Raw genomic sequence first — 12,258 nt, forward strand, 5'->3', positions numbered from 1 at the left:
TGCGGACACGCAACGGAACCGGGATAAAGGCCGGACGCCGGGTACGGAAGTCACGCTGCCAGCGGTACCGAATTTCCCGCCGCATGACAACAAGAGCCCGGAGCAGGATAGCGACGCGAACGGCTTCTATGCGTACATGGTATTCCCTGAGGCGGATTATTATCTGGTCGTCACGAAGAGTGGCTACTATACCCACAGAAGCGCTACAATTTCGGTGGACTACGACATTGTGCGTTACGACGTGCCGATGAAGCCGATTCGTTATAGCAACGAAAACAGTGGCGGAAGCGACAACGAAGGAACTGGCGGTAACAACGAAGGAACTGGCGGTAACAACGAAGGAACCGGCGGTAACAACGAAGGAACTGGCGGTAACAACGAAGGAACCGGCGGCGACAACGAAGGAGCTGGCAGTGACAACGAAGGAGCTGGCGGCGACAACGAAGGAGCTGGCGGTGACAACGAAGGAGCTGGCGGTGACAACGAAGGAGCTGGCGGTGACAACGAAGGAGCTGGCGGTGACAACGAAGGAGCTGGCGGTGACAACGAAGGAGCTGGCGGTAACAACGAAGGAGCTGGCAGTGACAACGAAGGAGCTGGTAGTGACAACGAAGGAGCTGGCAGTGACAACGGGGGAACCGGCATCGGTAACGAAGGAGCCGGCAACGGTAACAACGGGACGGATGAAACGATCCACGTCGACAGCGAGCTTGACGATGCTCCGGTTACCGGAGATAACAGTGTATCGCCACTCATCTATATGGCATTGGCGCTGATGTCCCTGGTTACAATCGGGCTGTGTGTACGTGGCAACAAGAAGAACAAGCTTATTCAATAATCGGAAGGGCGGTAAGACAATGACTACAACTAAAAAAGCTCTTATCGCCATTTCCCTTCTTGTGTTATTATTTTCACTCGTTAATCTGGCGAAAATTTTCCTACGGGATTATGAAGAGAAACAGAAAATGGAAGAGCTGATTCTCGCATGGAAGGAGCAGGGGGATGCGTCCCCCTCCCTCTTATCCACCAAGACGAATGAGCCGGTCATGCTTCCCGAATTTGTGAAGCTATATGAGAGGAACCCGGACATTGTTGGCTGGCTACAGATTGACGGAACTCGTATCGAGTACCCGGTCATGCAGAACCTTCAGGATGCGGGTTATTATCTCAATCATGATTTCGATAAAAAGGAGAATACAAGCGGCCTCCCCTTCTTGGACGCGCATAGTGACGTGAACGGAGCGAGCATTTCACTGATTCATGGACATCATATGAAGAGCGGTTGGATGTTCAAGGATTTAATGAAATATAAACAGGAAAGCTTCTATAGGGAGCATTCAACGTTCCAGTTCAGCACGTTGTACGAAAAGGAAGAGTATGAGATTATAGCCGTTATTCTCTCACAGGTTTATCGCAAATCGGACGACGTGTTCAAATACTACCAGATTGAAAATGTAAGTACGCAAGACGAGTTCAATTCCTATGTTCAGAATATCAAGCAACTCGCTCTATACGACACGGGCGTGACCGCTCAATATGGCGATAAGCTGATGGTACTGTCAACATGTGAATACTCAACGGAAAATGGCCGTTTAGCGGTCATTGCTCGCAAGCTGAAAGGACAAGAAGGGGATAACGTGAATCCGCGTTAGGTGGGACATGACATCCAAGCCGCCAGCTACGATTGAGTGGGAATAGAATAAGATACACTTGGCTAAATCCGAAGAGGGGCTATCTGCAAATTAGTGAAAACAATTTGCGGAGGCCCTTCTTTCTTTGGCACTAAGCGTCCATCGTCTAACTCTACAGTCTAATTCCTTGGCCTACAATTCGTGTTGCGTTCTTGTCTGATTTCCATAGGATGAGAGCCGAGACCGCCTGGAGGATCATAATACATAGATCGTACCCTGTGGTGCCCTCCGCAGGCCGATTCGCAGCAAATTGAATGAAATTATGTGCAGCGTGGAAGAGGATAGCTAATGGCAAGGCACGATGCTTTAAGACAAGCAGAGCAAGGACGACTCCAATCAGGAAGGCGTAGACGATCTGAACCAGCGTGTCAGCAAGCGATTGGCCTCCGACAGCATTCAGGAGATGGGTCAAGCCGAAGAGCAGGCTGGACACCAGGACTGCCACGGTGCGCCCTTTCGGCAACAGCAGACGCAGTATGATTCCCCGATACAGCACTTCCTCGACAAATCCGACCAATATAGCGTAAATAAACAGATAACCGACCTGAGCAAGGGAAGACAACTGAATGCCTTGTGTTGACAGCCATACGATAACTAGAATAGCCGCCAAAGGAGCGTAATCCAGCCATTGCCGCCTGCTCAGGCTCGATAGCCCATCGAAGAAAAAGGTGCGCCAGCGGTTGCCCAGGCTTAAATAGAGCAGTAAAAAGAGGGTAAAGGGCACGAACGCTACAAATGCAGGCTGCAGGTCTGTCCGTCCCGACAGGGTAATATAGGCGCCTGCTCCTACCAGCCCGCAGGCTAAGGCAAGCTCCAGCAGGACAATGATGAGAATAGGGCGTTTGGGCGCAAAGCGGTGTTCTTTTGTCATGTCAGGCTCCCCCGGTTTTTAATCATTTCCAACCAATGATTTTCCATCTTAAAAAATTGAATGCCGTAATCCATCACACTAAGGCGATAATAGTAGTCTTCCTTGTTCACGATGTGCTCCAATTCACCCGATACGATCTGCTGTACATGTTCCATTTGGGCGATCTGCATTTGAACGCCACGCTGATACGCCTCTAACTGCTGAAGTCTTGTCGGCTCATCCAGATGATCATAGAAAAAAATCTTGAGCAGATGCTCTCGCTTATTGGCCTGCAGCGGCTCCTTTAACCATAGATGGAATGACTGGATTCCCTCCGGCTGCACGGAGTAGAGCTTCTTGTTTTTGCTATTTCCCGTCTCCTCCTCAATGATCCATCCCCGCTCGGTCATCCGCTTTAGTGCTGGATACAGGCTTCCGTAGCTTATCTTGTAAAAGACGCCTATCGACTGCTCGATAACCTTCTTCAAGTCGTAGCCGCTCATTTTCCCTTGCAACAGCATCCCGACAATGACATGCTCTATCATGCTTAAACGCCTCCAACATATATCTTTTAGATATATCAATTTGATATATGTTATCTTAGCAGAAGAAAACAAATATAGCAAGCGTAAACGGCAGCAGCGGTCCCTGACGGGCAAAGCATCGTTTCGCGTAGAAATCGAAGCCTCGTATATATGCACAGCGTATCCTCTCTTCGATTTCAAGCGTAAACGGCAGCAGCAGTCCCTGACGGGCAAAGCTACAACAAAGACACTCCCCTCTATTTACCTGGTTGGGTAAGTAAAAGGGAGTGCCTGGATGTCGTCTGCCGACGAGCTCGTATTCTCGGTGTGATTACGATTCAATGCTTGGCCTGCACGAGCCGTATCGCTTGCTGTTTTCCCGCCGCTAAGAGGCTGTCGCTGAGCAAGGGGTCATCGACCGAGCGGGAAAGCAGCAGGGTGCCGACCAGGATGCCAAGCAATGCACTGCCCGTGGCCGTATCGATGTCTGCCAGCTCGGAGAGAAAGTCAATCATCCGCTGCAGCTCGCTAGTGTAGACGCGGCGTATCGCTTGAGAGGCTCGGGACACCTCACTGGACAAGGCAGGGAAGATGCAGCCTATCTCCATATGATCCCGATGCTCCTTGCTCAGATAATAATGGATGACAGTCTCGACCTTGGATTCTCCCTGTGCTTGCTCCGCGGCCTTCTGCAAGAGCGAGAGAGTATCGCTGACCGCATAATGGCATGTCTCCGATATGAGCTGATCCTTATTGCCAAAGTGTGCATAGAATCCCCCGTGGGTCAGTCCCGCACCTTTCATAATGAATGGAACACTGATGTCCCGAATGCCGTTGGCACGAAATGCTTTGGCCGCACTCTCGATGATGCGCCCCCGAACCTTGAGCTTATGCCCTTCAGGATAAGGCAACACAATCCCCTCTTTTCTGCATCCACTTCGTTGTAAAATATTATAATCATCATAATTAATATCGTCAATTGATGGCGAAGGGATTGACGTGCACAAAATATGATGACTATAATATATTATGATCATCATAATATTAATCGGGGGTGTCGGGAATGAGTCAGCTCACAGCAGATACATTAGTCATTGGCTCGGGTCCAGGTGGTTATGAGGCGGCGGTGCGGTCTGCACAGCTAGGAATGAAGACGGTCGTGGTGGAGCGCGGCGAGCTTGGCGGAGTCTGTACGAATGTAGGGTGTATTCCCTCCAAGGCTCTCATTGCCGAGTCTCATCGCTATCAGTCGGTTAGGCAGTGGAGCTCTCATACGGCCAGTTCCTCATTTGCGCAGGCCCAGGCGTTCAAGAGTGCGGTTGTCAGCAGGCAGGCTGGCGGAGTGAGGTTTCTGCTCCAGAATGCTGGAGTTACGGTGGTGCAAGGAGAGGCAAGCTTGCTCGACGAGCATACGGCTGTCGTAACGCGGGCGGGAGAGGAGCAGCTCATCTCCTTTCGTCATGCCATATTGGCCACGGGCTCGCGCCCGATCGAGCTGCAGGCTGTGCCGTTCGGCGGACGAGTCTTGTCCTCTACTGAGGCACTGTCGCTCACCGAGGTTCCGGCGAGTCTGATCATTGTTGGCGGCGGATATATCGGCGTGGAGCTGGGACAGATGTATGCCAAGTTCGGCGCCAAGGTCACCATTGTCGAGGCTGGAGGGCAGGTGCTGCCTGGATTTGAGACGGGGCTAACGGCTCCTATCGTCCGCCAATTGTCCGAGGATGGCGTCACGATCATTACGGAGGCCAGCGTCCTCGCGGCTGATCAGGATCAGGAGGGGCTGACACTTCACTATGTGAAGCATAATGAACAGCAGCTCATTCAGGCACAATACGCGATCGTAACAGTTGGGAGAAGGCCGAACACGGATGGCGGTCTGGGGCTGGAGCGCATCGGCATACAGACTGCGGCCAGAGGTATGATCGTCACGGACGAGCAATGCAGAACGTCGATTCCGCATATATTTGCGATTGGCGATATTACACACGGGCCTGCACTCGCGCACAAAGCCTCGTATGAGGCCAAGGTTGCCGCGGAGGCGATAGCAGGCAAGCCATCTGCCGTCGATTACAAGGCGATTCCGCTGGTCGTGTTTTCTGAACCGGAGCTGGCGAGTGTTGGATTAACTGAAGCGGAATGCAGAGCCCAAGGCATCGCGGTGGTCGTTGGGAAATCCTCCTTCGCGATTAACGGCAGAGCCTTGGCGCTGAAGGCGGGAGAAGGGTTTGTCAAATTAATTGCCGAACAGGGGAGCGGGATCGTCCTGGGGGCGCAAATCGTGGGCGCGGAGGCATCGACCCTTATCTCAGAGCTTGCACTGGCGATCGAGATGGGGGCGACCGCAGAGGATGTGGCGATGACGATCCATCCCCATCCCACGTTAGGAGAAGTAACGATGGAGGCGGCTGGCAAAGCTGCGAAACAGATGTAAGAGGTGGGGGACGCTATAAGCAGAGCAGAGAGAGCGCCAGACCCGTTGCAGCATGATATTGACTGCACATTCAACAATAGGTATCATAGCACGTATGAGCAGACCAAGAGAATTTGATTACGATCAGGTATTGTATGCTGCAATGGATGTATTTCGACAATATGGATACCAGGCTACCTCATATGAGCTTTTGACGCAGCGAACGAAGCTGAAGAAGCAGAGCTTATACTGTGCCTTTGGGGATAAGAGGTCTCTGTTTGAGAAGGCGCTAACCGTGTTTGGCGAGGAGGCGTTGAAGCGATTTCGGGGGATGCTTGCTAATGGCTCCACCGCAGAGGAGACGTTGCGTTATTTGCAGGTGCGTCTGCTTCATCCATCTGACACAGAGGATGCGGCGGGCTGTCTGGTGGTGAATTCCGCCATCGAGCTTACCGATTCGGAATTTGCGCATGCAAGAGTGCAATTTGACAAGCTGGTGCAAGGAATGAATGAAAGCTTAATCCCGGTTCTGAAGCAAGGACAGCGAGAGGGCGCGGTGACAGGCAAGCTGTCTGCCGAGCAGCTTGCCTCTTATCTGACCCAATCGATCATTGGTACCCGTGTCATGATCCGAGCGGGGATACCAAGGACGCAGATACAGGCTGGCTGGGATGCAGCGATCGAAGCGATCTTGATATGAAAAGGCTGGACGGAAACTATTTTTCTCGTCTAGCCTTTTTAGATATATAAGCCAGAATGCATAAGTGCGGCTTCGCCTACGGCATTCTTGGGATTTTTCTTTTCGGAGCCTATGGCGGCGCTCTCTGGGCTCGCTTGTAAATTTGTGCAACTTAGGACTGCAGTAGGAGGCATGGATACGGTATAATGTGTTCACTGGGCTGTAATTGCTGAGTAGGCGCGGACTGGCTAGCCGCGTCAGGCGGCGGCAGCTCATAGTAAAGATGAAGGAGAATAATAAAGCGATGCCTATCGATCCACAGGTGATCCGCACGACGATCCCTTTTTTTGAGGATATTTCCCCAGAAGTGCTGGAACGTATCGTTCCCTACATGTTTGAGAGAACCTTTAAGAAGAACTCCATCATCTTTATTGAGGGCGATGAGGGGGAGGAAATTTACTTCATCCGTTCCGGCTCGGTGAATATTTATAGCTTTGATGGCTCCAAAAAAGTGATATTGGCCGTTCTTCAAAAGGGAGATTATTTCGGTGAGATGGCCCTTATCCGCCCTGGACTGGTGCGTTCAGCCACCGCGGAGACGGCTTCTCCGACCAAGCTGTTCGCCCTGCGCCGAGCGGATTTTGAGCTGTTGATTGAGCAGCATCCGAGACTGGCCTTTTTGCTGCTGGAGTATTCGATGGAGAGGCTGCGCAGAGCCAATCAGCAGATCTATGATCTGACCTTCCTCAATGTGAAGACGAGAATTATGAAGCGGCTGCTGCGCTTTGCCCAGGAGTACGGCACGCCGGTGCAAGAGAATATCCGCATCGATGCCAAGCTGACGCATCAGCAGATCGCGGAGATGGTCGGAGCAGCACGCGAGACCGTCACGAAGGTGCTGCAGGAGCTGCAGGATGAGGGCCATATCGTAATTCGCAGTAAGGTCATCACATTGATGCATCCCGAACAGTTGAAGCTGCTGCTGCAGGAGGAGTTATAGTCATTTCTATGGGCTGACTAGTCTATGGGGAGAGCCCAGTACATCAAGGTGAGCCAGGGAATGTGAACGCTTTAATGCAGACGATAGGTGTAAGGGATGACGAAGGTTGCAGAAAAACATAAATATTTGTTGACAATACACCATGCTGCTCATTAGAATAGGCTTTGAAAATACAATATCTCTTTTCGTATAATTCCGGGAATCGGCCCGGAAGTCTCTACGAGGTCACCGTAAATGATCTGGCTACGAAAAGCGGAAATAGTCCTTCCGGGCGCGGATGCGCACGTATACTATTTCTGTTTTACGCGGAACCTAAGAGAGTCGAGCGGCATGATGCCGCCTGCTTGTTCTTGGGTTGTTTTTGTTTTGCGCTCAGAGGCTGCCAATCAGTCATCGCATGCAGACAGCCGTGTAACGTAGCTTGCCCCTGATCGCAGGGCAGGCTGATTGTGGAAGTCGAGGGGATGGACAGGCTCATCGCTGCCATTGCCTTATTTCCTGGCGTGAGTACAGCTCCTGGCAGCTTCGGCGGCTGGACGGGCTCGCGCTTGCTTGCACACACATTTTGGGAGGGGTATGGGAATGAATCGTTTCTTCCGGTTACAGGAGAACGGAACCAATGTCAGAACGGAGATTATGGCGGGACTGACGACATTTATGACGATGGCCTATATTTTGGCCGTCAATCCCAGTATTCTAAGTCCGACAGGACTGAGCTGGGATTCTGTATTTTTGGCCACAGCATTATCTGCGGGCCTGTTTACCATTCTGATGGGATTGTTTGTTAACTTTCCGGTCGCACTCGCGCCGGGTATGGGCTTGAATGCGTACTTTGCAGCGACGATTCTATCTTCACAAGCGACAGGACAACCGATCTCCCCGGCAATGGGACTGACGGCGGTCTTTATCTCCGGTATTATCTTTATTATCCTGACGGTGACGCAGATTCGTCAGATGCTGCTGGTTGCTGTCCCGGATAGCCTCAAGCATGCAATCACGGTCGGTATTGGCCTGTTCATTACCATTATCGGGTTGAAGAATAGCGAGATCATGAAGATTTCCATCGAGACCGTCAATGATGTGCCGAAAGGGCAGTTCACCGGACTGATGGGCTTTGAATCTGTGATTGGTCTTGGCAATCTGCATAACCAGGGCGTGCTGTTGACGGTGATTGGTATTCTAATTATTGCCGTGCTGCTCGTGCTGCGTGTGCCGGGCGCGATCCTGTTCGGTATACTGGCGACAACACTGATTGCGATTCTGATCGGCAACGTGAATGTAGCTGATACGCTCAGCGGCAAGAACTGGTCGCCGCAATTCAGCGAGCTGAACTTCTGGCATTTTGATTTTGCAGGCGTGTTCGAGGTTGGGCTGATTACGGTCATTTTGACCTTTACATTCGTAGAGCTGTTCGATACCTTCGGTACGTTGGTTGGTACTGCGACCCGTGCCGGGTTCATGAAGAATAAAGAAGAAGGCCGCAAGAAGGTCGGCAAAGCGATGCTCGTGGACGCGGTTGGCGTCAGCGGTGGCGCGATGCTCGGAACAAGCACCGTGACCGCGTTTGTGGAGAGCTCCTCTGGTATCGCCCAAGGCGGACGTACAGGTCTGACTGCTGTAACAACCGGGGTCTGCTTCCTGCTCTCGATCTTCCTGGCGCCGCTGGTAGCGCTCGTTCCAGGCTCTGCAACAAGCGCAGCGCTGATCATTGTCGGCGTGCTGATGATGCAATCCATCAAGGAGATTGATTTCTCCGATATGGTCTATGCTGTGCCATCATTCCTGACGATTGCACTCATGCCGTTCACGTACAATATTGCTAACGGCATTTCGTTCGGCATCGTGTTCTATGTGGTGCTGGCTGCGGTGGCGAATCTGTCTGGCCGGACGAAGGAGAAATACAGCATTCACTGGCTGATGTGGCTGCTTGCGATTCTGGTCGTGGCGCGCTATGTATTTATGACGGGACATTAATCGTTCTGTGGAACGATATATTTAATGATTGAGAACCCTCGCAAGCTGAGCTTCTGGCAGCTAATGCGGGGGTTTTGTTGTTGATCATTGGAATGTAATCCCTAGCAATAGTGTAAATGATATGGAAGTTATTAGTTTACTATAGGAAAGCAACAAGATATAATAAACAGATTGCAGGATATATTATACATTATAGACAGGGGAATCATGAAATGAGAATCGCAAGAAAAATGTGGTTGATTATGTTGGCATTCGTGCTGCTCGGTACAATTCAATGGCCGACACCATCGTTGGCTGCTGATGCGGTAAAAAAAATTATCATCGATGGCAAGGAAGTTCAGTATACGCAGCAGCCTATCACACGTCATCAGACGACCCTGGTCTCTGCGAGAGAAACGCTAGAGGCGCTCGGTTATAAGTTCACATGGGATAAAGCGAACAAGCGCATCATCGCCATCAGCAGTACAGGCCAGACCACGTTAACCTTCATCATGGGGGAAATCTCGGCTATGGTGAACGGGATGACAATTGTGCTAGACAGTGTGGTAGTCGAGGAGAACGGTCGAATTATGATCCCCTTGCGTCCCGTCGTAAAGGCACTGGGAGCCTCGATGAAGGCAGATAGCACTGCAATCCGCATCCAGACCGTAGCAGAGGAGAAGGGGCCTTACTACACCGGCTTGCCTCTGGAGATTACGAACACTTATGTGAAAAATACAGGGAAACGCCCGATTACGCTAGGCTATGATTTGTTACTGATGTTGGATGGCGAATTTTCCACAAAGTTTTACGCTGTGGATAGTTTGCCTGGCAAAAAAGTCGTATTGGAGTTCGCTACCGCCAGACCTAGCGAGGTCATTGAGATTGAAGGAGTCACGTATGTTTTTCTAGGAAGAGCATTGAACTCTGCGGCGATCTGGGATCAACAGCTATATGAGGATGATGATCCGGAGCTATACGTTATTCCAAGCTATGACAGAGTGTATGAGCATTTTAATTCAGGGAAACTCATAGATGAGTTTCTTGTATGGTTAGATCGATATGAGGCGGAGCGCAGAGCTAACCGGCAGGCGGAGCTGAAGAAGAATAAAAACGTCCCGTTGCGTGTGGACAAGACCTATGTTCAACTTGATCAATATTCAAATTACCCTGTAGCGCATATTGAGCTGACGAATCTAACGGAAAAGACCATTGTTGGCTTCGAGGCGGAATTTTATTGCTATGATGCCAAAGGAAGAGCAGTAAAGCGCAGCGGAGTTGGATCGAACAAAGTGCTCGGACAATCAACGAATGACGAGGTGGAACCAGGATGGACAGCCACCCGGACGATAGATCTCTATTTGTATGACAACACGACCACGATCAAGAACGTAACCGTCACCAAAGTCGTATTCGCTGACGGCACGGTATGGAAGAAGAAATAACAATCTAGACGAAGGCCTGCCTGCATCTCCTGTTATGGAGTGCAGGACAGGCTCTTTATTTTGTGAAGACCGCAAGACTTGTCGGCATCTGTACTGCTTGCATTGTACTCCTCCCTCGGAACAGGGTAAAATAACATTATATTGTCAGGAAAGCGGGTGCAAGCAGCCTTGAATGAGGAGCAGAACAGGAGGAGTGAAATGAGCAGACGTTGGGTTCAGAATGGTCAGGTCGTGCTGCCAGACCGAGTGGTCGAGGCGGATGTTGTGCTGGAGGACGGCATGATAACGCTCATTGCTGAGGCGGATCAGGACAGGGCGCAGCAGCGAGAGCTGGCGGCCGAGGCGCTGCGGGCGGGTACGGGCGAGGTCATCGATGCGGCGGGCAGCTATGTGCTGCCAGGCTTGATCGACATTCATTGCGATGCCATCGAGAAAGAGGTGCAGCCGCGGCCGAACACTCTGTTTCCGCTGAAGATGTCGCTGATCGAATTTGAACGCAAGCTGCCGGTGCATGGCATTACATCGATGTATCACTCGCTGTCTCTTGGCGTTGGTCTAAGTCTGCGCGGGGATCATCTGCTGACAGAGATGGTGGAGCTGATTCATGCTTACCGCAGCCGCCGTGCGATGATCCGTCATGGCATTCATCTGCGATACGAGGTCGCCCATCTGGATGGGCTGCCGATCGTGGAACGGTATATTCAGGAGGGCAAGATCGACTATCTGTCGTTCATGGATCATTCGCCGGGTCAAGGGCAGTATAAAGAAGAGGGATCATTTGAGCGTTATGTGATGAAAAATCAGGGTGTGGACGTATATGAAGTGAAGGAGATCGTGACGGATCTGCTGGAGCGTCAGCGTCAGGTGGACTGGCGGCATCTGGAGGCGCTGGGCAGGCTGGCTGCTGAGCGCGGCATCTCTGTGGCCTCTCATGATGATGACAGCGCGGAGCGCGTGGATCAGTTCATCCGGTTCGGTGTTAATATCTCCGAATTTCCGATGAATCTGGAAACTGCGCGACATGCGACAAGCCGAGGACTGTATGTGTGCGTAGGTGCACCGAATGTGGTGCGCGGCGGGTCTCACGATAAAAATATGAGCGCCGCTGCTGCCATTACTGCCGGAGCAGCGAATGTATTATGCTCAGACTATCATCCCGCTGCGATGCTGGCGGCCGTATTCAAGCTAGCTGTGCTGCTGGAGAGAGCAGGCACAGAGCAAGGGCTGGCTGCAGCCACTGCGATGGCTACGCTCAAGCCAGCCCAGGCACTGGGCGTTGATCGGCTAGTCGGTTCACTGGAGCTTGGCAAAAAGGCTGATCTGATCCTGGTCGAGACCTTCGACGGCTATCCGATGGTACGGCGTACCTTGGTCAACGGAACGACGGTGTATGAGAGCAATACCTACTTTCGGGCGACTTGATCAGGTAGGCTGCTGACTGCCTTGAGTCTGTAACTGGCGTTGCAGTGTCTGAACGAGCGAGTGCTGTGTATTCGGGTCGAGGCCTTGCCAGATGATCTCGAACAATACACCGAGTCCAGGCAATGTGCGTTCATCGTTGCCGATTGAGCTTTCGATGACGTCCGTCAGCTCCTCATCCGATTTTTGCTGCACACGTTGAACGATCGCTTGCCGCAGATCCAGATTCATCATGCAATTATCCCTCCATCTTTAATTGTCCCGCTTAATATAACCGCAATGGC

General features: G+C 51.6%; 11 protein-coding genes, 1 pseudogene and 1 riboswitch. Of the genes and pseudogenes, 8 read left to right on the plus strand and 4 right to left on the minus strand.

All coding sequences use genetic code 11. The features are described from left to right. Together ACY1JZ_RS14010 and srtB are read left to right on the plus strand one after the other, a co-directional pair. Positions 1–838 (plus strand): annotated as a pseudogene (locus tag ACY1JZ_RS14010) (hypothetical protein); the annotation flags it as partial. A 19-nt stretch (positions 839–857) separates the two neighbouring features. Further along, positions 858–1,652 (plus strand): class B sortase, encoded by a 795-nt coding sequence (srtB, locus tag ACY1JZ_RS14015; RefSeq protein WP_462629698.1) that lies wholly within the window; start codon positions 858–860, stop codon positions 1,650–1,652. Between the two features lie 151 nt (positions 1,653–1,803). Here the strand turns inward: srtB and ACY1JZ_RS14020 are convergent, their stop codons facing one another. The 3 genes from ACY1JZ_RS14020 to ACY1JZ_RS14030 all read right to left on the minus strand — a co-directional run bounded on the left by ACY1JZ_RS14020 (position 1,804) and on the right by ACY1JZ_RS14030 (position 3,976). After that, positions 1,804–2,562 (minus strand): CPBP family intramembrane glutamic endopeptidase, encoded by a 759-nt coding sequence (locus ACY1JZ_RS14020; RefSeq protein ID WP_462629699.1) that lies wholly within the window; start codon positions 2,560–2,562, stop codon positions 1,804–1,806. Beyond that, positions 2,559–3,086: a PadR family transcriptional regulator gene (locus ACY1JZ_RS14025; RefSeq protein ID WP_270169168.1), complete on the minus strand. Its 528-nt coding sequence runs from the start codon at positions 3,084–3,086 to the stop codon at positions 2,559–2,561. The genes ACY1JZ_RS14020 and ACY1JZ_RS14025 overlap by 4 nt, the downstream gene beginning before the upstream one ends. 317 nt (positions 3,087–3,403) lie before the next feature. Continuing rightward, positions 3,404–3,976 carry a TetR/AcrR family transcriptional regulator gene (locus ACY1JZ_RS14030; RefSeq protein ID WP_462629701.1) on the minus strand — a complete coding sequence of 191 codons (573 nt, stop codon included), beginning with the start codon at positions 3,974–3,976 and terminating at the stop codon, positions 3,404–3,406. A 152-nt stretch (positions 3,977–4,128) separates the two neighbouring features. Here ACY1JZ_RS14030 and lpdA point away from each other — a divergent pair, with 152 nt between their 5' ends. From lpdA to ACY1JZ_RS14060, 6 genes are all read left to right on the plus strand, one after another. After that, positions 4,129–5,499 (plus strand): dihydrolipoyl dehydrogenase, encoded by a 1,371-nt coding sequence (gene lpdA, locus ACY1JZ_RS14035; RefSeq protein WP_462629702.1) that lies wholly within the window; start codon positions 4,129–4,131, stop codon positions 5,497–5,499. 94 nt (positions 5,500–5,593) lie between these two features. Further along, positions 5,594–6,178 carry a TetR/AcrR family transcriptional regulator gene (locus ACY1JZ_RS14040; protein ID WP_462629703.1) on the plus strand — a complete coding sequence of 195 codons (585 nt, stop codon included), beginning with the start codon at positions 5,594–5,596 and terminating at the stop codon, positions 6,176–6,178. A 283-nt stretch (positions 6,179–6,461) separates the two neighbouring features. Then, complete coding sequence (locus ACY1JZ_RS14045; protein WP_462629704.1) at positions 6,462–7,157, plus strand: Crp/Fnr family transcriptional regulator; 696 nt, start codon at positions 6,462–6,464, stop codon at positions 7,155–7,157. A gap of 165 nt (positions 7,158–7,322) precedes the next feature. Beyond that, positions 7,323–7,423, plus strand: a riboswitch (purine riboswitch). Positions 7,424–7,739: 316 nt separating this feature from the next. Next, positions 7,740–9,131 (plus strand): NCS2 family permease, encoded by a 1,392-nt coding sequence (locus tag ACY1JZ_RS14050; RefSeq protein ID WP_270169178.1) that lies wholly within the window; start codon positions 7,740–7,742, stop codon positions 9,129–9,131. A 212-nt stretch (positions 9,132–9,343) separates the two neighbouring features. Continuing rightward, positions 9,344–10,555 carry a stalk domain-containing protein gene (locus ACY1JZ_RS14055; protein WP_462629706.1) on the plus strand — a complete coding sequence of 404 codons (1,212 nt, stop codon included), beginning with the start codon at positions 9,344–9,346 and terminating at the stop codon, positions 10,553–10,555. 198 nt (positions 10,556–10,753) lie between these two features. Further along, the gene (locus tag ACY1JZ_RS14060) at positions 10,754–11,977 is read left to right on the plus strand and encodes an alpha-D-ribose 1-methylphosphonate 5-triphosphate diphosphatase (protein ID WP_462629708.1); all 1,224 of its coding nucleotides are present in this window, start codon (positions 10,754–10,756) and stop codon (positions 11,975–11,977) included. Here ACY1JZ_RS14060 and sspI read toward each other — a convergent pair whose 3' ends face one another. Further along, positions 11,978–12,208 carry a small acid-soluble spore protein SspI gene (sspI, locus tag ACY1JZ_RS14065; RefSeq protein ID WP_442954868.1) on the minus strand — a complete coding sequence of 77 codons (231 nt, stop codon included), beginning with the start codon at positions 12,206–12,208 and terminating at the stop codon, positions 11,978–11,980. Between the last annotated feature and the right edge of the window lie 50 nt (positions 12,209–12,258).

The organism is Paenibacillus sp. J5, assembly GCF_054955055.1.

Coding starts and splice junctions, on each gene's coding strand:
- srtB (WP_462629698.1), top strand. CDS start 858: ATGACTACAACTAAAAAAGCTCTTATCGCCATTTCCCTTCTTGTGTTA.
- ACY1JZ_RS14020 (WP_462629699.1), bottom strand. CDS start 2,562: ATGACAAAAGAACACCGCTTTGCGCCCAAACGCCCTATTCTCATCATT.
- ACY1JZ_RS14025 (WP_270169168.1), bottom strand. CDS start 3,086: ATGATAGAGCATGTCATTGTCGGGATGCTGTTGCAAGGGAAAATGAGC.
- lpdA (WP_462629702.1), top strand. CDS start 4,129: ATGAGTCAGCTCACAGCAGATACATTAGTCATTGGCTCGGGTCCAGGT.
- ACY1JZ_RS14040 (WP_462629703.1), top strand. CDS start 5,594: ATGAGCAGACCAAGAGAATTTGATTACGATCAGGTATTGTATGCTGCA.
- ACY1JZ_RS14045 (WP_462629704.1), top strand. CDS start 6,462: ATGCCTATCGATCCACAGGTGATCCGCACGACGATCCCTTTTTTTGAG.
- ACY1JZ_RS14050 (WP_270169178.1), top strand. CDS start 7,740: ATGAATCGTTTCTTCCGGTTACAGGAGAACGGAACCAATGTCAGAACG.
- ACY1JZ_RS14055 (WP_462629706.1), top strand. CDS start 9,344: ATGAGAATCGCAAGAAAAATGTGGTTGATTATGTTGGCATTCGTGCTG.
- ACY1JZ_RS14060 (WP_462629708.1), top strand. CDS start 10,754: ATGAGCAGACGTTGGGTTCAGAATGGTCAGGTCGTGCTGCCAGACCGA.
- sspI (WP_442954868.1), bottom strand. CDS start 12,208: ATGATGAATCTGGATCTGCGGCAAGCGATCGTTCAACGTGTGCAGCAA.